Genomic DNA, 20,362 nt, shown 5'->3' with positions numbered 1-20,362 from the left:
ATGTTGACCTTAGAGGCCATCATTATCGCAGGTGAGAGCACCTTTCGCCTACTTCGAAACGCCGACCTCAGCACCCGCATGAAAGCGCGAGGCTAGGGCTAAGTACAATACCTACGACCGTCAGCACTTTGCCGCCGCTGAAGACAATCTTGGAACCTACTGACGCTCCGACCCGCTCGGCCGCTTTTCGACTGACGGCGACCTCATTGACAGACCGGGGAAGATATCCTTCGACGGTAACGAGACGGCGACCCAGCAGCGACTGTGCGGAGCCCTCAACACCGATAGCCTGCACCACTGTTGTCATGGTCAAATCGGTCGACGAGATGGCCATTGTCCTGTTGAGCTCTGGCGTCGCGACGATATCTGGCCCAATAGCCAGTCGTATTGCGGCACGCCCGGATCGAATGGAGCCTGCCCATGTTGTCGACTCGACGTTACTACTTTCCGGTATCTGAACTCGAGCGAATGCGCCGCCGAGTATGTTACTTGCCCTCGAATCCTCCGTACCCTCGGCCGTGTTGAGTAACGCACCGATGGCGCTCGCCCCGGCTACCGGTAACGCCAGAAGTAGTACGAGAAGTACCGTACGACCGACCGAACTCCGAATTGAATAAAGTGACAAGCGGGCCACCACCGCCAGTCCTGTCATAGGTCAGTCCCGACGAGCTGAGCCGGACGTTCCTCACCCAGTCGCCCATCGGACATCGTCAGTCGACGATCCGCGACCCTGGCGACGCCCTGGTCATGAGTGACGAGAAGTACGGCTGTACCCTGACCGCTGACTTCAAGTAGCAACCGTACGACTATCTCTGCGTTCTCAGAATCGATCGCGCCGGTGGGCTCGTCGGCAAGAAGAAGTGCAGGTCTACTGATCATAGCGCGCGCGATCGCGACGCGTTGTTGTTGGCCGCCAGATAGTTGCCCCGGGAAACGGCGACTAAGAGGTGCGATGCCGAGACGGTCTAGTATTTCGACGGCACTTTTGCGAGCGATCCGCGCCTTAGTGCCATTTAGCTCATGGATGAGTGATACGTTCTCGAGGACCGTCAGCGACTGCATCAAGTTGTAGTCCTGGAAGACAAAGCCGATATGCTCACGCCTGAAGGCGGCCCGCGCCTTCTCCTGGAGTCCGTGAATGTCGGTGTCTACTACCTGGACCCTCCCGGTTGAGGGACAAATGAGACCGCCGGAAAGGGCCAGAAGCGTTGACTTCCCCGAACCGCTCGCACCAAGCACTGCGACTATTTCGCCTGCACACACCTCAACAGTCGCGTTCAGGACTGCAGGCATGTCCGCGTCTCGCGCTCCGTATTGATACGATAGATCAGTTGCACGAAGAACTACACCTAATTGTGACCGACTCATAGAAACCCGATTCTGTGCGGTCGTGGCTGGCCCTATCGTTCATCGTGACGCCCACCCTGGACAAACGCGCTCCAAGGGTGGGCCCACACGTCTAGCTAGTTTCGGGTGTGCACGGAGACAGCCTCGACGCCGTACCAGCAGGTGTTGCCGGACTTCTTGTAGTGGAACACAGCGTTGGCAAAGCTTCTACCCAGTCCAGCTTCGATCGGTGTCGTGATCCACGAGACGGACCAGTCACACTGGCCCTCGATTTAGATCTCGGTTGCCCCCCATGCTTTGAGATTGCCGGCTACTCGACTGTTGTCGTCGGCGGTTCCGACGCTGTTGTAGTCAGAGCCCGCCCACGCTGTTCCTGCCAGCCCGGCTGTTGCGGCCACCACGAAGGCTCCCGCGATGACACTCATAATCTGATTTCTCATTGAATTCCTATCCCTTGCGAAGGATTTCGTCGGACGGAATCACGAGAGTTGGCAGTTGACGAGATGTCGCCTTCCCGAACCGGATGAGAGTATGGTACAGATCACAGTGCGAAAGGTCAACAGACCGTAAAGTCCAAGTTGTGGACATATTTGTGCGATGTCGGACTGGTGGGAACCTCCTCATGGACGGTTCGACCACCGGTTGTGGACACGCGAGGTTCGTCAGATCGACCGTTGGGCCACCTGGGCGGTGCCGTGTTCAAGTTGCGGTGGGTCTTCTTGGTGCTGGTCGGGGTGTTTGTGGTCAAGTGGCCTGATGGAGGGTAAGCGGTCGTGTACCCAGGTTGGCGAAGTGCAGACCCAGACCCAGATACACCGCCCGGGCAGGAGCCGGAATTGCCTCCCGGGACCGGCTTGCCGATGTGGCAGCCCGGATTCCCGGCGGCCGCTGCCTGCGCCATACGCCGGAGCGCAGACTTCGCCGCGTTGTTGCTCGGGTAGACACCGACGACGAGCAGGTCCAGATCCTCGGAGAATCGATGAACGATCCGCATCTTCTCCAGGCTTGTCGCGCCCTTGAAGATCACCTCACCAGGATGCTGCGGCGCGACAGATCGCAGCGCACGGCACACCCAGTAGTCCTTTTCAACGGCCAGCGGCGACACTGCCAGGCGATCCGCAATCGCCAGAACCAGATCATCGAAGCCAGCACTGTTCTCGGCGAACCAGTCCCGCAGCTCGGGAGCCTGCACGGCCAGGTGTGCTTCCGTCTGCTGGTCCTGGTCGACCAGGCCGTCCGACGGAAGTCCCGCCGACTCCCGGGCGGGCCCGGTCACGCCATCGACACAAGGGCGCGGCCGGCCGTCCGTGGGTCCACCGGCGGCACCCGCTTGGCCTGGTCGGGGAAACCAGCCTGACCCAGCAGAGCCGTCAACCTGGCACGCGTCGGGGCTGGTTCGGTCCTTGCAGCCGAGGCCAACCGCTCGGGGCGGACCCGTCCGCTGGCGATCTCCTCCCGGATGCGACGCCACGTGGACGCCGCGTCGAGTTCACTGCCGCTGGGGTCGTCCAAAAACTCCAACAGCGTCACCTCCCGCGGCGTCAGCCGCGCCGCGATGCGGCCCGTCCGGGCGGGGCGGGACCGGAACTCCACCTGCCGGTAGTCGGCCGGGGCGCGAGCGGGAACGGCGATATGCGTCCGGCGAGGGACCTGCGTGGACACCCCAAGAGCATTCGCAGCGGACAGCCCGGTCAGACCGAGCCCGTCCGGGCCGGCGAGCTGCCTGGCCAGCTCCATCGGACTGGGCGGACTCATCCCGACCAACGTCATCGCGCCCCGCCAGAACAGACCCTTGCGGACCCGGATCAACTCACCCTCGCCGACCAGAGCGCCCAGGATGTGTTCGATGGTCGATGGCGGTGCATCGAAGTCCGAGGAGTGCCAGAAGTGCTTGCGGGAGTCGAGCACCCGTCGGCGGATCTCAAGAGCGCGGGACCGATCACGCCGGCCCACAGGCTCGCTCATGGATCCTCCTCACAATGACCAGTTCAACACTCTCATCAGGTTACAGCAACCCGCTCTAAGAGCCCGCATGGCTTCACTGCAACCCGCACTATAGGTGGCCGGACCACCGCTGTCGACATCTGTGGGTTCGCGGATCACCGGTCCGCTCATGCTTGCGCCCCGATGGACCGCAGGAGTTCACGCAGGACACGCAGACCAGCGGAGCGTTCGCGAGTGTCGAGTGAGCCGGCCAGGTCGACGGCGGTCAGTGCCGCGGAAGATCCCATCCTCAGGCCCGCAACGCAAGACGTTTCGTGAATGGTGACGTTGCCCGTGGGATCGGGGACCAGCTCGTAGTAGTCGACAACCGAGGCGACCCCAGCGGCGTCGGTGTATCCCTCCGCGTGATCGCGGCGTGGGGCCAACCCGAAGTCGACATCGGTCCTGCCGGTGTCCGCGACCCCCGATGCGACCAGTGCTCGTTGCACGTCCGTCAGATACGACGTGGACGCCCGGTAGGTGGAAGTCTTCGCGCGCCGGCGGGCCAGCCAGTTGAGCTCCTCGGCGGTGGTCCGCCGGATCAGGCGTGATTTGAGGCGTGAGCGCTCGGATTCACCGAGCCATGTCGCCTTGCCGCCATTGAGTAGGTTGATGGCCGCCCAGGCGGTTTGCTGGTTCCACGGACGTCCATGCCGCGCCGTGGTCCCTGCCGCGCGGTGCACACTGGCGGAGTCCAGAAGCAGAGCGCGGCCAACGGTGCCCGCAACGAGTAGATCGCCGGTCTGGGCAAGGCGACGCGCTTCACGCTGGGTGACGCCGAGGACGACTGCCGCCTCCCCAGTCGTCATCGCTTCCATGACAGATATAGTCCGTTGACGGTTTACTTGTGTCAACTACCTTCGTCGACGTGGACTCCGCCGTGCCGGGCCACCCCAACATGAAATGCTGGCCGCCGCACAAACTTCACCCAATAGCTTGAGCGTCTTCGGTAGATTTCGAGCCATGTTCTGGTGGACTGTGGCGATCCAAGCGCTGACCGGGATCGGCGTGATCGTCATTGCCGTGTGGTTCGGCCACCAACCGAGGCGGGACGTCGCCACGGACGCCGAACCTGGAATGAGCCCGGCCGAACGAGAGTTGCGGTGGGATCAGATCCGGAGAGCCCTCGATGACAGCTTGAGCGGCGATCCTGCGGCCACGGTCAGAGGGCTGGAAAGTCTGAACAATCTGATCACCAGGGGTGCCGCGATCCAAGAGGACCGGATTTTGGCCAAGGCCGTCGCAGAGTCGGTCCTGTTACACCCGATGAGCATTCCTGCGGACGTCGACGACGCCGAACAGCGCTCTGCAGCAACGACATTGCTCACCACCCTGGAGCGGCAGGCCCGCCTGAGCGCTCGAGGGGAACCTCGTTCCGCGATCCTGGCGTGACTCAGCCCCCGCAGCGACCGGTCCGCCGGGCGGTCAACCTATGACTTGCGTCACATTAGCGGGCGCTGCGGGCGCTGGTTGGTCGTGAAAACCGCACTCGCACAGGCAGCACCGTCGACCGCTGCAGATAGGCAAAACGTAGACGCGCCCCCGCTGTCCCAAAACTCGCGGCGACCGGGTCCCAACCACCGGGCAATATTCATAGCCAGCAACTGACGACAGGATCATGACCTCGATGACATCCGCTGCGCTACAAGCGATCTCGGGCCAACAAACCAAGCTCGGCCCGCCCCCAACATGCGAGGACGGGCCGATTCTGGGTCGGGCTGACAGGATTTGAACCTGCGACATCCGCGTCCCAAACGCGGCGCGCTACCAAGCTGCGCTACAGCCCGTCGTCCGCGAATCGTAACGGACATGACGTCGACGGGCTGACCAGCATCATCGTGGTGACCGGTCCAGATAAGATTTGAACCTGCGACATCCGCGTCCCAAACGCGGCGCGCTACCAAGCTGCGCTACAGCCCGTCGTCGAGCATCGTACCCACTGGGCGCCGTTGCCCTGGGCAACTGGGGCGCCGGTGCCCTGGACAACCCGGCAATCAGGCCATCCGCTTGGGCTACCATTGGTAGGCATGACAACGAAGTAGTGCGATGCGGGCGTAGCACAATGGTAGTGCCTCAGTCTTCCAAACTGATTACGCGAGTTCGATTCTCGTCGCCCGCTCTCCTCCTCCTCCCCCGGCCGGGCTTCGCAGCTTTTTCCTACGCCGGGTGGGTGATCAGCAGGACGCCCTGCGCGGCCACCTCCCCCACCGCAGCGAAACTGTGCTCCACGTCCGAGGTCCAGCTGACGGTCACCCCCGGGACAACCCGCTGCTCGGACCCGATCCGCCCCACCAGCGCCTCGCCGCTGACCCCCGTCAACTGCTCCCGCACACCGGGACCGTGAGCAGGTGAGACGCGACGGGCACCAGGCTCGAGAATCAGCCGGTAGACCTCGGTCGCGCCATGCCCTGCCCGTTCGGAGAACACAGCCGGCACTTCGGAGAACACAGCCGGCGCCGTGGAGAACACGTCCAGCAGGATCGCGCTGACCCCGTCGCCGCTCACCGCGCCACGCGCCCCGGCACCGGACCCGCCCAGGTCGATCAGCGTGGCGAGGCCGACCCCCAGCGGGGCCGTCAGGGCATACAGGGTTTCCAGCGTCGGATTGCGGTGGCCGGCCTCCAATTCGGAGAGGGTGCCCTTTCCGAGCCCCGCCCGGCGGGCCAGCTCCGACAGCGACATGCCTGACGCCCGACGCAGATCGGCGATGCGGCGCCCGACGATCGCGGGCACGTCCCGGTCATCCGCATCCACCTGTTGATCCCTTCGTCGACCGAGGATATGGTAGCTGCGTTCTGTATACGGAACGACAGACAAGAGAGAACCAGTGGGCACAGAAGCGTCGCAGACGTTCGAAAGGACGGCAGAGCAGACCGGCTACGGATCTGCTGTCGTCGCCGGGGTGATCACCTCCGTGGTCGGATTCACCAGCTCGTTCGCCGTCGTGCTGGCCGGTCTGCGGGCCCTCGGCGCGACCGACGACCAGGCCGCGTCCGGACTCCTGATCCTCTGCGTCACCATGGGTCTTGGCAGCATCCTGTTCTCCTGGCGACTGAAGATGCCGATGACGATGGCCTGGTCGACGCCGGGGGCCGCACTGCTGGCGTCTTCGACGGTTCCCGCCGGCGGATTCGGCGCCGCCGTCAGTGCTTTCGCGCTGACGGGCATCCTGATCGCACTCTGCGGCCTCATCAAACCGCTGGGCGCAGCGGTCTCGGCCATCCCGGCGGCACTGGCCAACGCGATGCTCGCGGGCGTGCTGCTGACCCTCTGCGTCGAGCCGTTCAAGGCCCTGGCCGTGTCCCCCGCGGCCATCGCCCCGGTACTGCTGAGCTGGCTGATCCTCATGCGCGTCGCCCGTCGGTGGGCCGTTCCCGGAGCACTCGCAGTGGCGGTCGTCGTCATCTGGGTGTCCGGGTCGTTCGACCGCTTGCAGGGTGCCCGCCTGACGCCGGTGATCACCGTGGTGGCGCCGGCCTGGGATCCGACCACCATCCTGGCCATCGCCCTCCCGCTGTTCCTGGTCACCATGACGAGCCAGAACATCCCGGGCATGGCCGTTCTCAGCTCGTTCGGCTACCGGCCCCCCTTGGCACCGCCGTTGCTCTACACCGGCAGCGCGACCGTTCTCGGCGCGTTCGGCGGGGCCCACGCGATCAACCTCGCGGCGATCTCCGCCGCGCTCGCCGCCGGACCCGGCGCCCACCCCGATCCCCGCCGTCGTTGGGTCGCGGGCGTCACCAGCGGTGCCGTCTACCTGGTGATCGGACCGCTGTCTGCTTTGGTCGCGGCGGTGTCGCAGGCGGCACCCGCAGGGATCATGGCCTCGATCGCAGGTCTGGCGCTCATCGGGATCTTCGCCTCCGCCGCCGGTTCCGCACTGGCGGACGGGACGCACCGGGAGGCGGCGGCGATCACCTTCCTGGTTGCGGCCTCCGGTGTCGCCTTCGGCGGGATCGGGGCGGCCTGCTGGGGTTTGCTGGCCGGTGCGGCCTACCTCCTGGTGCTGCAAGCCCGCCCGCGAACCCGCAGGACGCCCGCGACAGACGGCTAAAGTGACCCGGGGCCACCAGGGTCCCTTTCGCACGACGCGAGTCCGCACAAGAAGTTCTGTTCCCGGAAAGGCCTGAAGCAACGATGACGGTCCGCAAGGTCGCGCTCCTCACCGCCGGGGGTTTCGCCCCCTGTCTGTCCTCCGCAGTCGGAGGCCTGATCGAGCGGTACACCGAACTCGCACCGGACGTCGAGATCATCGCCTACAAGCACGGCTACCAGGGCCTGCTTTCCGGCGACTTCCTCACGGTGACCCCCACGATCCGGGCGAATGCGGGCCTGCTGCACCGATTCGGTGGTTCGCCGATCGGCAACTCCCGGGTCAAGCTGACGAACGTCGCGGACCTGATCAAGCGCGGTCTGGTGAACGAGGGCGACAACCCGCTCGAGGTCGCGGCCGACCGTCTCACCGCTGATGGCGTCGACGTCCTGCACACCATCGGTGGCGACGACACCAACACCACCGCAGCCGATCTCGCGGCCTTCCTGGCCGAGCACGACTACGCGCTGACCGTTGTCGGGCTGCCGAAGACGATCGACAACGACGTCATCCCGATCAAGCAGTCCCTCGGCGCCTGGACCGCGGCCGAGCAGGGTGCCGAGTTCGCCCGGAACGTGATCGGCGAGCACAACTCGGGTTCGCGCATGCTGATCGTGCACGAGGTCATGGGCCGGCACTGCGGCTGGCTCACCGCGGCCACCGCGCGGTCCTATCGGACCTGGCTCGATACCCAGGAGTGGCTGCCGGAGATCGGGCTGTCGCGCGAGGCCTGGGACGTCCACGCCGTCTACGTGCCGGAGGCCAGGTTCGACCTCGACGCCGAGGCCGCCCGCCTGAAGCTCACCATGGACACGGTCGGGAACGTCACCATCTTCCTGTCCGAGGGAGCCGGCCTGGAGACGATCGTCGCCCAGCTCGAGGCCTCCGGCGCCGACGTCCCCCGCGACCCGTTCGGCCACGTGCGGCTGGACGACATCAACCCCGGGGCCTGGTTCGCCAAGCAGTTCGCCGAGAGGCTCGGAGCGGAGAAGGTGATGGTGCAGAAGTCGGGCTACTACTCACGCGCTGCCGCCGCCAACAGCGAGGATCTGCGTCTGATCAAGTCGATGACCGACTACGCCGTCGACTGCGCCCTGCGCGGCGAGCCGGGGGTGATCGGGCACGACGAGGAGGCCGGAGATCGCCTGCGCGCCATCGAGTTCTCCCGGATCAAGGGCGGCAAGCACTTCGATCTCGAGACCGCCTGGTTCCAGGACCTGCTGGCCGGCATCGGCCAGCCGGAGGCCGTCGTCGGTTCCGACTAGTCAGTGGTCGGGGCCGCGTAAATAACAGGACAAGCGCCACGTCCTGGGGCAGGCTCGGGTGCATGACTGCCTCGATCGATACCACCTCCCCGCCCGCCCCCGATCCGTCGGGACCGGGCGGGTTGGTCCTGCGCCCGCTGACCATGGACGACTGGCCGGCGGCGAAGGCTCTGGACGGCGCCGCGTTCAGCTACCACCCCGAGAACGACTTCCTCGACGACCTGGTGTTGCCGACACTCGAAATCGGGCGCTTCATCGGAGCCTTCGACCCGGCCCTCGGCCACCTCCTGGTCGGCATCGCCGCCATCCAGTCGCGCGACCTGACCTTCCCCGGTCGAGGCCCGTCGCCGGTGGCCGCGGTGACCTGGGTCGGTGTCCGTCCGGACCAGCAACGCCGCGGCATCCTCCGCACGCTGATGACCCAGCAGTTGCACGGGCTGCACCGTGACAGGCAGGAACCGGTCGCCATCCTGACGGCCAGCGAGGCCGGCATCTATGGCCGCTTCGGGTATGGATCGGCCACCCAGACGACCCGGCTGACGGTGTCGACCCCCGCGGTCGTGCGTACCGGGACCCGTCTCGAACCCGTCCGGCAGCTGGATCTCGACGAAGCACTGCCGATCATGAAGGTCCTCCACTCCCGGGTCCGCGCCGAGATACCGGGTTTTCTCGACCGGTCCGAAGCAGTGTGGTCGCTGCTGTTCTCCGAGCACCCCGCGGGGCGGGGCGGCAAGGATCCCCGGCGCTTCGCCGTTCACCACGACGGGTACGTCGCCTACCGGACGACCAGCTCCTGGACCGATCGGGGACCAGACGGCACCCTGACCATCAGCGAGCTCTGCGCAACGACGCCGGTCGCGAGGGCCTCGTTGTGGTCCCACGTGTTGAACTACCCGCTGGTCCGGAAGGTCGAGTACCCCAAGGCCTGGGTCGATGAACCACTCCCGGAACTCCTCGAGAATCCGCGCGCGGTCGAGTCGAGCCTGGGTGACCACGTCTGGGTCCGACTGGTCGATCTGCCCCGCAGCCTTGCCCTGCGGACCTACTCCGCGAAGGCCGACGTCACTGTTCGGGTGGTCGACGACTTCTGTCCGTGGAACGACGGCACCTGGCGACTCGCTCTGACCGCCGACGGCGGTCGCGCCACACCGACGGCCGAAGCACCCGAGGTCACCCTCGGCATCGCCGACCTCGGCGCGACATTCCTTGGTGGCACCCGCCTTCCCCGGCTCGCCCTGGCCGGGCGGGTCACCGGTTCGGCACGCGGGATCGATGCGCTCGACGCGGCCCTCGCCGTCACCCTGGCCCCTCTCTGCCCCGAGGGGTTCTAGAACTCGAGCACCTGCGGGCTGGGGTATCTGGCCGGCATCCCGGCGTACACCGTGCCGCGGCGACGGTCACGCACGGGCAGCGCGCCGAACGGTGCGGCACAGACGTCCGGCCCGGTACGGCATGCTGCTCTGGTGGACAAACCTCGCCGTCGTGCCGCCGGGCGACCCGCCGGTCCGCCTGACATCGCTCCGCCGTCGGACCAGCAACCGGTCCCGCTGCTCGAATCCCCCCAGCACCGACGCCGTCAGCGGCCACCCCGGACTGCGGCGGCACCGGACGAAACGAAGGGCCCGGAACGCCAGCGTCCAGCGCTGGATTCGGACCGCCCGATACCGCCGCCCGACCCTCCGGCCACAGCGGAACCGGCCCCTGCCGAGGCGGCGTCGTCGCGGACATCGCGAGCGCCCTTCCGGGAGGAACGGCGCCGCGGCGAATCCGCCGTCGAGAGGTCCCTCCGGGCGCTGGTGTCGACGCGCACGACGACGATCACCCCTACCGTTGCCATGCGGGCCAGGGAGGTGGCGGCGCCCACCGCTGCCGATCTGGCGCAGGCAGCGGAGGAGTTGGTGATCGTCCGACGGCACTACGTTCCCCCGGCACCGCTTGCGGCCGGCAAGAAGGAGCCGGGCGGATCCCCGAAGGCGCCAGATCAACGCGGGAGAGCCGAGAACCGTCGCGGCGGGCGGCGCCCGCAACGGGGAGCCGGCGAATGACTCAGGTGGCGGGCAGGACCTGATCGACCGGGTCGGCCTCGTAGGCGGCGACCAGGTCGATCCGCCGCTGATGACGCGGGTCGTGCGAGAACGGCGTGGCCAGGAAGGTATCGACGAAACCGGCCGCCGTTTCCAGGTCGTGCTCCCTGGCGCCCAGCGAGATGACGTTGGCATCGTTGTGCTGCCGGCTCAGCGTGGCCGTGTTCTGCGACCAGGCCAGCGCGGCCCGAACCCCGGCGACCTTGTTGGCGGCGATCTGCTCGCCGTTGCCGGACCCGCCGATGACCACCCCGAGGCTGCCCGGGTCGGCCACCACCTTGCGGCCGGTTTCGAGGCAGAAGGGTGGGTAGTCGTCCTGCGCGTCATAGACGGGTGGGCCGACGTCTACGACCTGGTGACCGGCTGCGCTCATCCGCTCGATCAGGAACGATTTCAACTCGAAGCCGGCGTGATCTGAGCCGATGTAGACGCGCATGCGACCAGTCTTGCAGAGCCACGGGTCCCACTAACCCGGGACGTCCTGCAAAGTGCTCGCTATCGCGAGCACTTTGCAGGACGCAAGCCCCGGGGGGCCGGCGCGTCAGGGGACGACGAGCACCGGGAACTTCTGCGTTGCGACCACGGCGCGCGACACCGACCCACTGGTGATCCGGTGCACGAACTCGGCAAACCCCTTGTGCCGCTTGCCGACCACGACGCACGCGGCTTCCCGGTCCTGCGCGATCCGGATGATCTCGGAGGCCGTCTCGCCGGTCACCGAGATCAGCTCCCAGTCGACGCCCTCCAACTCGCCCCCTGAGATCAGCATCGTCCGCAGGGCCGACTCGATGGCGTCCTCCGCGACGTCGTCGACGGCCATCTCCTCCGGGATCGGCACGTAGCCCTCCACCATCGGCATCGATCGACGGCGGACGTGCACCAGCAGGATGGGCCGACACAACGCCCTGGCCAGGAAGACCGCCGCCCGCAGCGGGCGACCGCAGGTGGTGGCGTCGTCCACACCGATCACCACCGGACCGCCGGCGAGATCGGGTGGGAGCGGGATACCGGAAGGGTTCATCATGACGACCACCGATCCTCGAGCAGAGCCGATGCGCTCACGCTAGCCCGTCGCCCCAAACGCGCAACGTCCTGCAAGGTGACCGCTATAGCGAGCACTTTGCAGGACGCCCGGGTTTTTGGCGCGTCAGGAGAAGTCGAGACCGCCGGTGCGGGTGCGCTTGACCGCTGCAAGAGGTGGAATGCGCCCGACCATCACTCGAAGTCGAGACCACCAGAACGGGTGCGCTTGATCTCAAAAAAGTAGGGGAACCCGGCCAGGGTGACGGTGGCGTCCCAGAGCCTGCCGGCTTCCTCGCCGCGGGGGATCTTGCTGATCACCGGGCCGAAGAAGGCGACATCGTTGATGTGGATGGTCGGAGTCCCGACGTCCGGGCCGACCTTGTCCATGCCCGCATGATGGCTGGCGCGCAGCGCTTCGTCGTACTCGTCGGTGTCGGCAGCGGCCGCGAGTTCGGCGGGCAGCCCGACCTCGGCAAGGGATTCGGCAATCACCTGGACGAAGTCCTTGTTGCCCTCGTTGTGGATGCGGGTCCCCATGGCCGTGTAGAGCGGCGCGAGCACCTCGTCGCCGCCGGCCGCCGCAGCCGCGATGGCGACCCGGACCGGTCCCCAGGCCTTCTTCATCATCTCTTGATACTCCGCAGTCAGGTCTCGTCCCTCGTTGAGGACCGCGAGACTCATCACATGGAAGTCGACCTCGATGTCGCGGACCTTCGCCACCTCGAGGATCCATCGGGAGGTGATCCAGCAGAACGGGCACAGCGGGTCGAACCACAGCCCGGCCCTATCCTTCTGACCTGCGGATTCTTCGGTGCTCTGGGTGAGTGTGGCTGTCACGGTGACCTCCTGGTGCGTTGGGCGGAACCTGCCGGTCCGGAGGCGAGAGTAGTCCGGCCCCACCGACGGTTCTCCGGCGCAGCGGCCGGTCACGGGCCCTCCAGGTGGAGAAAACCACCCGGCCGCTGTAGTTGTTCCCGTGCACCGAGCTCCAAATCTCTGATCTGATGGAGCGCATGTCTGTCGCTCATGTCACCACGGAAAGTGGTCCCGTTCACCCCTCCATGCCGCCGAATCTCACGCGGGAGCAGGCATCGAGAAGATCCGCGCTCCTGTCGGTGCACTCCTACGAGATCATCCTCGATCTGACCGACGGTCAGGGTGGGCCGGGCGAGAAGACCTACGCGACGCGTTCGGTCATCAGCTTCGGGGCGGTCGACGGCGGCAGCACGTTCCTGGACTTCGTGGGGGACGGCGTCTCCACGGCGACGCTCAACGGCAAGCCGCTCGACGTCGGCGGCTGGACCAACGCGTCGGGCCTGCAGCTCCCGGATCTGCTCCCCGAGAACGAGCTCGTGGTCGAGGCGATCGGTCTGTATACCAACACCGGCGAAGGTCTCCATCGATTCGTCGATCCGGTCGACCACGCCGTCTACGTGTATTCGCAGTTCGAGACTGCTGATGCGAAAAGGCTTTTCGCATGTTTTGACCAGCCGGACCTGAAGGCGACCTTCACCTTCACGGTCACCGCTCCGGCGGACTGGAGGGTCGTCTCGAACGGCGCCGGCACCTCGGTGGAACAGGCCCCCACGGGCACCGGCGGTCCCTCGGTGCACCACTTCGCGACCACCCAGCCGATGAGCACCTACATCACGGCGCTGATCGCCGGCCCCTATCACGTCGTCACCGACCACCACGACGGCATCGATCTCGGCCTCTACTGTCGCGGCACCCTGGCCGCCCACCTGGACAGCGATCGGATCTTCACCGAGACCAAGCAGGGCTTCGACTTCTTCCACCAGGCGTTCGGTGTGCGCTACCCGTTCGGCAAGTACGACCAGCTGTTCGTCCCCGAGTTCAACGCCGGGGCCATGGAGAACGCCGGCGCCGTCACGTTCCGGGAGGAGTACGTCTTCCGGTCCCGGGTCACGCACTACCAGTACGAACGGCGCTGCGAGACGATCCTGCACGAGATGGCCCACATGTGGTTCGGGGATCTCGTCACCATGCGCTGGTGGGACGACCTGTGGCTCAACGAGTCCTTCGCCACCTGGGCCTCCGTCGTCGCCCAGAACGGCGCCACCGAGTACCGGAGCGCTTGGACGACATTCGCCAACGTGGAGAAGTCCTGGGCCTACGTGCAGGACCAGCTGCCCTCGACCCATCCGATCGCCGCCGATATGGTCGACCTGGCCGCGGTCGAGGTGAATTTCGACGGCATCACCTACGCCAAGGGCGCGAGCGTCCTCAAGCAGCTGGCCGCCTACGTCGGGTACGACGAGTTCCTGACCGGGCTCGGCACCTACTTCAAGAGTTTCGCCTTCGGCAACGCCACCTTGGCGGATCTGATGGGTCACCTGACGGCGGCCTCCGGGAGGGATCTGGCCGGCTGGACGAGCTCGTGGTTGCAGACCACCGGCATGAACAGCCTGCACCCGGAGTTCGAGGTCGGCGCGGACGGCACCTACACCTCCTTCGAGGTGGTCCAGGGCGGCGCTGCCCCCGGCGCGGGCGAGTTGCGCACCCATCGGCTGGCCGTCGGGGTCTACGAGGACGACGGCAAGGGCAAACTGGTCCGCACGCAGCGGGTCGAGCTGGACCTCAGCGGCGAACGGACGGCGGTCCCCGGGCTGGTCGGCGTCACACGCGGGGCGCTGGTGCTGGTCAACGATGACGACCTGACGTACTGCAAGCTGGCACTGGACGGCGAATCCCTGGCCACCGCGATCTCACGCATCGGCGACATCGCCGAATCGCTGCCCCGCACGCTGATCTGGTCGGCTGTCTGGGAGATGACCAGAGACGCGAAGATGCGGGCCAGGGACTTCGTCACGCTGGCGATCGCCGGCCTGGACCACGAGGACCAGATCGGCGTCGTCCAGCGCGTGCTCTCGCAGTTGCACATCGCGGTCGGCACCTACGCCGACCCGCAGTGGGCGGGCGACGTCGGATGGCCGACCGTCACCGCCGCCCTGCTCCGGTGGGCGACCACGTCGGCACCGGGAAGCGACGTGCAACTGGCCGCGGTCAACGCGCTCTGCTCGGCCAAGCTGTCCGGTGAGCAGCTGGACATCATCGGGGGTTGGCGTGACGGGTCGGCTCCACTGGCCGGTCTGACGGTCGATGCCGACCTGTCCTGGACCCTGCTCAACGCATTGGTGGCGCACGGCATCGCCGGCACGGCCGAGATCGAGGCAGCCGTCAAGGCTGACCCCACGGCGTCCGGTGAGCGACGGGCGATGACCGCGAAGGCTCTCCGTCCGGACGCAGCGTCGAAGGCTGCGATCTGGGAGCGGTTGACCGACGACGACGGCATGGCCAACGCGCTGCAGGATGCCGCCATCGCCGGCTTCTCCCACCCGACCCAGGCCGAGTTGATGGTGGGTTTCGAGGACAGGTACTTCGCCGTCGTCGACGACGTCTGGGCGCGGAGGAGCATCGAGGTCGCGCAGAAGGTGGCGGTCGGGTTGTACCCCCGCTGGTCGGTGACGCCGGAGACGGCCGATGCCGCCCGCGCCTGGGAAAGTCGCGACCACGCCTCGGCCTTGGCCCGTTTGGTGTCCGAGGGTCGGGCCGGGACCGAGCGGGCAATCCGCGCCCGGGCCTACGACCAGGCCTGATCCACCCGGATACCAGTGGTGGCCCCTGCAGTCGTCGACTCCCGGGGGCTACCAACGTCTGCGCGGCGATCCGCACTCGCCGAACTACCAGCGTGCTCGGGCAACTACCAGCTGGAGCGGTCGGGCAGCGTGCCTGCTTGGTCTGCGAGGGTGCGGATGCCATTGATCAGCGCAGCCTGCAGGTCCCCGTTGCCAGCCGAGGACACCACGTTCAGGACGGCGAGCCGGGCAGCACGGTCGGTGATGCGAAGCGCTGCAACCGTGCCGGTCACCACCTCGACGATCCGCTGCCCTGGCGAAAGAGCCAGCAGTACGGCGCTGGGGGCATCTGATCCGAGGCCCGCGTGCAGACCGAGGGCCGTGGCACGCGAGTCGGCGCCGAGATCACCGAGGTAGGCCGAGAAGCGAAGGCCCGTCACTCTTTCCGCGCCATCGATCACCTCGTCCAGGATCTCGAGTTCCTTGTTGTCCAGCGGAAGATCAGCAAACCCCGTCGGTCCGCAGGTCGCCGGCTTCCACGGCTCGACCTGACCGGCCGGCTCGATTCTCGCCAGTTCACCAGGTGCCACGTGCGCCTCCTTCGGTTCCGGCGACGACCAGCGCCTGGTCGGTGGGGGCGATCGCCCTGTCCCCTGCCCACCACTGTGCGGGGAACTCCCACTGCTGGCCGGGGGAATACTTCTGACGCTTCTTGGCGCGGCCCGGCACCATCGTCAAGAGCGCGGTGAGGCCGTACAACGCCACTGGGGCGGCCACGTAGATGGCCACGGTTTCGAAGATGCTCACCGGTAGAACGCTAGCTGACGAGAGGCTCGGATGTGTCGTCCGGGTCGAGTGACTTGTCAGGCCGATCCAGCTCCGCTGGCCAGCGAGAGGGCCTTGAAAGACCGTGCGGCCTGCAATCGCGTCTATTGCATTCCGCTGACGATGCAGGCGGTCACGACGAATTCGGGCGGCGGCGGATCCGGCAACGACGGATCCGGCAACGACGGATCCGGTGACGACGGATCCGGCAACGACGGATCCGGTGACGACGGATCCGGTGACGACAGTTCGGCTGGACTGCGGCCGCTCGCGAAGAGAAACGTCGGCAAGCCCATTCCGACGGTCGGGGTTGGCAAGACCCACCCGCGGTGCGTGGTAACCCTCCGTGATCTCTTGAACACAGTGGACCGAAGTCCCAGTCCGAGAGGTCGACAGGCGAGCTGATATCGATGCTCACCGGAAACGCACCGAAGATGCCGCAGCGACGCTTCAGCCCGCTGAACTGACCGATCGGAGCACTTGAGCCGCGGCATTCGTGTGAGTCAGGTCACTTCTTGGTCGTTTTGCACTGGTGACCACGGCCCCTCCAGCCGGCGGATACATATCGTTCGGGTGATTTTACTCCCCTAATGCTAGGGACCGAATGAGTGATCCACTACTCCCGCTACAGGCCTTGATCTACTTGCCACTTTTGCGAACCAGATCATGATTACGAAGCGTGATCTTCCCAGGCTAGGCACCAGCCACTCCGAAAAAACACCCTCTAACATTGCACCTGCCAGCGGGAAACGAGAGGGAATTAGTTCTGAGTCTCCCGCAAGTTCCACTTGTTCACAAGTCATATGGGCAGCCGGATTTCGAGATTGTCCGGATCGTGACCTTTTCCGCTCAGACCCTTTTCCCAACACGGATCCGACCCCACGGGATTGTCCCCCGACAATCCAACTCTGAAGGAGAACCGAAGATGTCCCAGGCATTCGCAGAACTGACGTCCAGCGTTTCCTCGACCGGCCGCGGTGGCCGAATCGGACGCCAGACCTCGATCGGCCGGGGGGGTCGCATCGGTATCATTTCCCGTGGCGGACGCATCGGCTGACACGACCAGGTATCACTCAGCAGAGGCAAAGTCACCCTTTCGGCGTAAGTCTGCCTTTCTTGAGCCCAGATCCACGATCGAGCGATTCATGTCACCGAGGTCCTGAACAACCTCTACGCGGCGTCGCTCAACCAGGGATGCCAAGCGGGGTCGGCGTCCTCGGACAGCCACAAGCGGCCGGATCCGACCCTTCGGGGACTACTCGGAGTGAACGCGAGGCTCCAGCCGATTTCGTTCAGCAGTCTGTCCGCCTTGCGCGCGTTGCACCTGGCACAGCACGCCACGCAGTTCTCCCACGAGTGCGACCCACCCCGGCTTCGGGGAACGACGTGGTCGATCGTGTCGCCGGCCCCTCGGCAGTACGCACACCTTTTCCGATCCCGGCGAAGCACTCCCGCCCTGGTGATCGACGCAGCCGGTGCGTACGGGACCCGGACGAAGCGGCACAGCCGCAGCACCGCAGGCACGGCGAGCACGAAACTGGGTGACCGTACCTTCTCCCCACCGGTCCGCTCGACGAGGCACTCGGCCTTCCCCGCAAGCATCAGCACCACAGCTCTGCGACCGTTGACCACGGCCAGGGGTTCATGGGTGGCGTTCAACAGCAGAACACGACCGACTCCGGGCGTTGCTTCCGTTGTCATGTCGACCCTCACCACCCGTCACGTCAGCACCGGAACCGCCCAGGTCGGTCGGCCATCCTCACTCCTAGTGAACCTTGTCGACGACCGCCCGGGCCAGACTTTTCTTCGAGCAATCCCGTGTCTGCGGACCAAGTCACAAGATCGGCCCGCTCGGTCTTCGGCATGAAGGACAATGGACCAGGTGAGCGCTCCCGAATCCTTCTACGACGAAGTGGGGGGTCGGCCGACGTTCGAGGGCATCGTCGACCGGTTCTACGCCATCGTCGAGCACGATCCCGTCCTCCGACCCCTGTACCCGGAAGCTGATCTCGGACCCGCTGCCGTCCGGTTCCGGATGTTTCTCGAGCAGTACTGGGGCGGCCCGCGGACGTACTCCGACCTGCGTGGACACCCTCGCCTGAGGATGCGTCACGCACCGTTCGTCATCGGGCTGCCCGAACGGGACGCCTGGCTGAGAGCGATGGCGAATGCCGTGAACGGGGCGAACCTCGAACCGGGCGCGCACGAGCGGCTGTGGAACTACCTCGTGATGGCCGCCGACAGCATGGTCAACTCGCTGCAGTAGTCGTCTCGGCACAGGCCCCGTCCTGCTGACCCGTCGCGTGCCCACAGCGCGTGCCCGGTCAATGGTCGACAGCGCACGTGGGAGGTGCGACCTTCCAGCAGTGGCAGGATCGTCAGGCGTGACGAAAGCTATCCGGACGCCCGACACCTCGGACCATCTGTCGCGCCGGCATTCGGTGGTCGATTCGCCTGCGCAGGAAGATCGGGGTGAACACCCCTGGTGGACGGAGACGGTCGGGTACCAGATCTACATCCGGTCCTTCGCCGATTCCAACGGTGACGGGATCGGCGACCTCAACGGCATCACCAATCACCTCGGCTATCTGGAACTGCTCGGGGTGCAGACCGTCTGGATCACGCCGTTCTACCCGTCCCCGATGGCCGACGCCGGCTACGACGTGCGGGATCCTCGAAACATCGATCCGATGTTCGGGACGCTGACGGACTTCGACGAATTGGTCGCCGCCGCCCACCGTCACCACCTGCGCGTGCTGATCGATCTGGTGCCCAACCACACCTCCTCCGAGCATCCCTGGTTCCAGCTGGCCCTCGCCTCGCCGAAGGGCAGCGTCGAACGGGCGCGGTACCACTTCCTTGACGGCATGGGCGAGGACGGGCAGGACCCGCCGAACAACTGGGCCTCGATCTTCGGCGGACCGGCGTGGACCCGCGTGCCCGACGGCCAGTGGTACCTGCACATCTTCGACTCCGCCCAACCAGACCTGAACTGGCAGAACACCGAGGTCCACGACGATCTGCGGATCACCCTCCAATTCTGGCTGGACCGGGGCGTCGACGGCTTCCGCATCGACGTGGCCCATGGCATGGCCAAGCCCCCGGAACTGCCCGATGCGCCCGCCGGCGGCGCGGCGTTCGACCGGAGGGCCTTCGAGCAGGCCGCTTCCGAGGCCGCACGCCATGCGCATCCCGCCGCCGTCGAGGACCTGGCCGGACAGGACGGCGGTGTCGTCCCGATCGCGCACGGCGGAAAGGATCCGCGGTTCGATCACGACGACGTCCACGACATCCACCGCTTCATCCGTTCGGTCGTCGACGGCTACCACGACCGCGTCAGCGTCGGCGAGGTCTGGGTGGACGACGACGACCGGTTCTCCGAATACATCCGGCCCGACGAGTTGCACCAGGCGTTCAACTTCGCCATCCTGGAAGCCTCCTTCGATTCGGAGGAGTTCCGCCAGGCCATCATCAGTTCCCTTGCCTCGACGGCGGCGGTGGGGAAACTGCCGGTCTGGACGCTGTCCAACCACGACAAGTTCCGAGCGGTGACCCGGTTCGGCGGCGGTGACGTCGGCAGGGCCAGGGCCAGGGCCGCCATGCTGGTCGAGTTGGCCCTACCCGGATCGGTCTACCTCTACAACGGCGAGGAGCTCGGCCTACCGAGCATCGACATCCCCGACACCGCCCTGCAAGACCCGACCTGGGTCCGCAGCGGGTTCACCGAGCGCGGGCGGGACAACTGTCGGCTGCCTATCCCGTGGGAGGGAACCGTTGCGCCGTATGGCTTCTCGAGGACGGACCAGACCTGGCTACCGGCGCCTGACGAGTACGGTGCGTTGACAGTCGAGGCCCAACTCGAGGATCCGGGTTCGACCCTGAACCTGATCCGCACGGCCCTGGCCCTGCGCTCCAGCCGGCCGGAGTTCGCCGGTGACGAGATCGAGTGGTATGGCGCACCCCCCGACTGCTTTGCCTTCCGGCGGCGCAGCGGCGGTCTGGTCTGTGTGCTCAACACCGGCGAGGCACCCGTGCTTCTGCCGCCCGGCGACCTACTCTTGGCCACGGACCGGCTCGGGACCGACGGTCGGCTGCCCGGCAATGCGGCGGCGTGGTTGGTCCCCCAGATCTGACGGGGGCGGCACA

The 20,362-nt window shown here is 66.2% G+C and carries 20 protein-coding genes and 2 tRNA genes; 9 read left to right on the top strand and 13 right to left on the bottom strand.

Features of this window, described 5'->3' with window-relative positions:
* Nucleotides 1-648: 648 nt before the first annotated feature.
* The 5 genes from ABIB25_RS06220 to ABIB25_RS06200 all read right to left on the bottom strand — a co-directional run bounded on the left by ABIB25_RS06220 (nt 649) and on the right by ABIB25_RS06200 (nt 4,139).
* Nucleotides 649-1,293, bottom strand: a complete 645-nt coding sequence (locus tag ABIB25_RS06220; RefSeq protein WP_354527531.1) for an ABC transporter ATP-binding protein — start codon at nt 1,291-1,293, stop codon at nt 649-651.
* Nucleotides 1,294-1,619: 326 nt separating this feature from the next.
* Nucleotides 1,620-1,772: a hypothetical protein gene (locus ABIB25_RS06215; protein WP_354527530.1), complete on the bottom strand. Its 153-nt coding sequence runs from the start codon at nt 1,770-1,772 to the stop codon at nt 1,620-1,622.
* 131 nt (nt 1,773-1,903) lie between these two features.
* A complete protein-coding gene (locus ABIB25_RS06210) occupies nt 1,904-2,539 on the bottom strand; it encodes a nucleotidyl transferase AbiEii/AbiGii toxin family protein (protein ID WP_354527529.1) in 636 nt (211 codons plus the stop codon).
* An 80-nt stretch (nt 2,540-2,619) separates the two neighbouring features.
* Nucleotides 2,620-3,312 (bottom strand): hypothetical protein, encoded by a 693-nt coding sequence (locus ABIB25_RS06205; protein WP_354527528.1) that lies wholly within the window; start codon nt 3,310-3,312, stop codon nt 2,620-2,622.
* 146 nt (nt 3,313-3,458) lie between these two features.
* A complete protein-coding gene (locus ABIB25_RS06200; protein WP_354527527.1) occupies nt 3,459-4,139 on the bottom strand; it encodes a hypothetical protein in 681 nt (226 codons plus the stop codon).
* Nucleotides 4,140-4,293: 154 nt separating this feature from the next.
* Between ABIB25_RS06200 and ABIB25_RS06195 the strand changes: the two genes are divergently transcribed.
* Nucleotides 4,294-4,722: a hypothetical protein gene (locus ABIB25_RS06195; protein ID WP_354527526.1), complete on the top strand. Its 429-nt coding sequence runs from the start codon at nt 4,294-4,296 to the stop codon at nt 4,720-4,722.
* Nucleotides 4,723-5,043: 321 nt separating this feature from the next.
* Here the strand turns inward: ABIB25_RS06195 and ABIB25_RS06190 are convergent.
* Nucleotides 5,044-5,117 (bottom strand) — tRNA-Pro (locus ABIB25_RS06190).
* Nucleotides 5,118-5,378: 261 nt separating this feature from the next.
* Between ABIB25_RS06190 and ABIB25_RS06185 the strand changes: the two genes are divergently transcribed.
* Nucleotides 5,379-5,449 (top strand) — tRNA-Gly (locus ABIB25_RS06185).
* Nucleotides 5,450-5,487: 38 nt separating this feature from the next.
* On the opposite strand, the gene ABIB25_RS06180 is transcribed toward ABIB25_RS06185, so the two are convergent.
* Nucleotides 5,488-6,084 (bottom strand): helix-turn-helix domain-containing protein, encoded by a 597-nt coding sequence (locus tag ABIB25_RS06180; protein WP_354527525.1) that lies wholly within the window; start codon nt 6,082-6,084, stop codon nt 5,488-5,490.
* A gap of 73 nt (nt 6,085-6,157) precedes the next feature.
* Between ABIB25_RS06180 and ABIB25_RS06175 the strand changes: the two genes are divergently transcribed.
* The 4 genes from ABIB25_RS06175 to ABIB25_RS06160 all read left to right on the top strand — a co-directional run bounded on the left by ABIB25_RS06175 (nt 6,158) and on the right by ABIB25_RS06160 (nt 10,733).
* Nucleotides 6,158-7,384: a benzoate/H(+) symporter BenE family transporter gene (locus tag ABIB25_RS06175; RefSeq protein WP_354527524.1), complete on the top strand. Its 1,227-nt coding sequence runs from the start codon at nt 6,158-6,160 to the stop codon at nt 7,382-7,384.
* 83 nt (nt 7,385-7,467) lie between these two features.
* On the top strand, nt 7,468-8,688 hold the full coding sequence (locus ABIB25_RS06170; RefSeq protein ID WP_354527523.1) for a pyrophosphate--fructose-6-phosphate 1-phosphotransferase: 1,221 nt from the start codon (nt 7,468-7,470) through the stop codon (nt 8,686-8,688).
* A gap of 62 nt (nt 8,689-8,750) precedes the next feature.
* Nucleotides 8,751-10,019 (top strand): GNAT family N-acetyltransferase, encoded by a 1,269-nt coding sequence (locus ABIB25_RS06165; protein ID WP_354527522.1) that lies wholly within the window; start codon nt 8,751-8,753, stop codon nt 10,017-10,019.
* A 465-nt stretch (nt 10,020-10,484) separates the two neighbouring features.
* Nucleotides 10,485-10,733 (top strand): hypothetical protein, encoded by a 249-nt coding sequence (locus tag ABIB25_RS06160; RefSeq protein WP_354527521.1) that lies wholly within the window; start codon nt 10,485-10,487, stop codon nt 10,731-10,733.
* A gap of 1 nt (nt 10,734) precedes the next feature.
* Here ABIB25_RS06160 and ABIB25_RS06155 read toward each other — a convergent pair whose 3' ends face one another.
* The 3 genes from ABIB25_RS06155 to ABIB25_RS06145 form a co-directional block, all read right to left on the bottom strand.
* Nucleotides 10,735-11,208, bottom strand: a complete 474-nt coding sequence (locus ABIB25_RS06155; protein WP_354527520.1) for a ribose-5-phosphate isomerase — start codon at nt 11,206-11,208, stop codon at nt 10,735-10,737.
* Between the two features lie 105 nt (nt 11,209-11,313).
* Nucleotides 11,314-11,796: a universal stress protein gene (locus ABIB25_RS06150; protein ID WP_354527519.1), complete on the bottom strand. Its 483-nt coding sequence runs from the start codon at nt 11,794-11,796 to the stop codon at nt 11,314-11,316.
* A gap of 191 nt (nt 11,797-11,987) precedes the next feature.
* Nucleotides 11,988-12,632, bottom strand: coding sequence for a mycothiol-dependent nitroreductase Rv2466c family protein (locus tag ABIB25_RS06145; protein WP_502919753.1), 645 nt, complete (start codon nt 12,630-12,632; stop codon nt 11,988-11,990).
* A gap of 176 nt (nt 12,633-12,808) precedes the next feature.
* Between ABIB25_RS06145 and pepN the strand changes: the two genes are divergently transcribed.
* Nucleotides 12,809-15,412: an aminopeptidase N gene (pepN, locus tag ABIB25_RS06140; protein ID WP_502919752.1), complete on the top strand. Its 2,604-nt coding sequence runs from the start codon at nt 12,809-12,811 to the stop codon at nt 15,410-15,412.
* A gap of 104 nt (nt 15,413-15,516) precedes the next feature.
* On the opposite strand, the gene ABIB25_RS06135 is transcribed toward pepN, so the two are convergent.
* From ABIB25_RS06135 to ABIB25_RS06125, 3 genes are all read right to left on the bottom strand, one after another.
* Nucleotides 15,517-15,981, bottom strand: a complete 465-nt coding sequence (locus ABIB25_RS06135; protein ID WP_354527518.1) for a DUF5130 family protein — start codon at nt 15,979-15,981, stop codon at nt 15,517-15,519.
* On the bottom strand, nt 15,968-16,198 hold the full coding sequence (gene ctaJ, locus ABIB25_RS06130) for an aa3-type cytochrome oxidase subunit CtaJ (RefSeq protein WP_354527517.1): 231 nt from the start codon (nt 16,196-16,198) through the stop codon (nt 15,968-15,970). Before ctaJ ends, ABIB25_RS06135 begins: the two co-directional genes overlap by 14 nt.
* A gap of 1,188 nt (nt 16,199-17,386) precedes the next feature.
* A complete protein-coding gene (locus tag ABIB25_RS06125) occupies nt 17,387-17,917 on the bottom strand; it encodes an HNH endonuclease (protein WP_502919751.1) in 531 nt (176 codons plus the stop codon).
* 172 nt (nt 17,918-18,089) lie between these two features.
* On the opposite strand from ABIB25_RS06125, the gene ABIB25_RS06120 reads away from it, so the two are divergent.
* A complete protein-coding gene (locus tag ABIB25_RS06120; RefSeq protein ID WP_354527516.1) occupies nt 18,090-18,482 on the top strand; it encodes a globin in 393 nt (130 codons plus the stop codon).
* A gap of 175 nt (nt 18,483-18,657) precedes the next feature.
* Nucleotides 18,658-20,349, top strand: a complete 1,692-nt coding sequence (locus ABIB25_RS06115; RefSeq protein ID WP_354527563.1) for a glycoside hydrolase family 13 protein — start codon at nt 18,658-18,660, stop codon at nt 20,347-20,349.
* The last annotated feature ends 13 nt before the right edge of the window (nt 20,350-20,362 follow it).

Origin of the sequence: Nakamurella sp. UYEF19, assembly GCF_040546275.1 — a bacterium.
Taxonomy (GTDB): domain Bacteria; phylum Actinomycetota; class Actinomycetes; order Mycobacteriales; family Nakamurellaceae; genus Nakamurella.
This window is presented reverse-complemented; position numbering and strand designations above follow the sequence as displayed.

Coding starts and splice junctions, on each gene's coding strand:
- ABIB25_RS06150 (WP_354527519.1), bottom strand. CDS start 11,796: ATGATGAACCCTTCCGGTATCCCGCTCCCACCCGATCTCGCCGGCGGT.
- ABIB25_RS06170 (WP_354527523.1), top strand. CDS start 7,468: ATGACGGTCCGCAAGGTCGCGCTCCTCACCGCCGGGGGTTTCGCCCCC.
- ABIB25_RS06195 (WP_354527526.1), top strand. CDS start 4,294: ATGTTCTGGTGGACTGTGGCGATCCAAGCGCTGACCGGGATCGGCGTG.
- ABIB25_RS06155 (WP_354527520.1), bottom strand. CDS start 11,208: ATGCGCGTCTACATCGGCTCAGATCACGCCGGCTTCGAGTTGAAATCG.
- ABIB25_RS06220 (WP_354527531.1), bottom strand. CDS start 1,293: ATGCCTGCAGTCCTGAACGCGACTGTTGAGGTGTGTGCAGGCGAAATA.
- ABIB25_RS06215 (WP_354527530.1), bottom strand. CDS start 1,772: ATGAGTGTCATCGCGGGAGCCTTCGTGGTGGCCGCAACAGCCGGGCTG.
- ABIB25_RS06125 (WP_502919751.1), bottom strand. CDS start 17,917: ATGACAACGGAAGCAACGCCCGGAGTCGGTCGTGTTCTGCTGTTGAAC.
- ABIB25_RS06200 (WP_354527527.1), bottom strand. CDS start 4,139: ATGACGACTGGGGAGGCGGCAGTCGTCCTCGGCGTCACCCAGCGTGAA.
- ABIB25_RS06120 (WP_354527516.1), top strand. CDS start 18,090: ATGGACCAGGTGAGCGCTCCCGAATCCTTCTACGACGAAGTGGGGGGT.
- ABIB25_RS06205 (WP_354527528.1), bottom strand. CDS start 3,312: ATGAGCGAGCCTGTGGGCCGGCGTGATCGGTCCCGCGCTCTTGAGATC.
- ABIB25_RS06165 (WP_354527522.1), top strand. CDS start 8,751: ATGACTGCCTCGATCGATACCACCTCCCCGCCCGCCCCCGATCCGTCG.
- pepN (WP_502919752.1), top strand. CDS start 12,809: ATGTCTGTCGCTCATGTCACCACGGAAAGTGGTCCCGTTCACCCCTCC.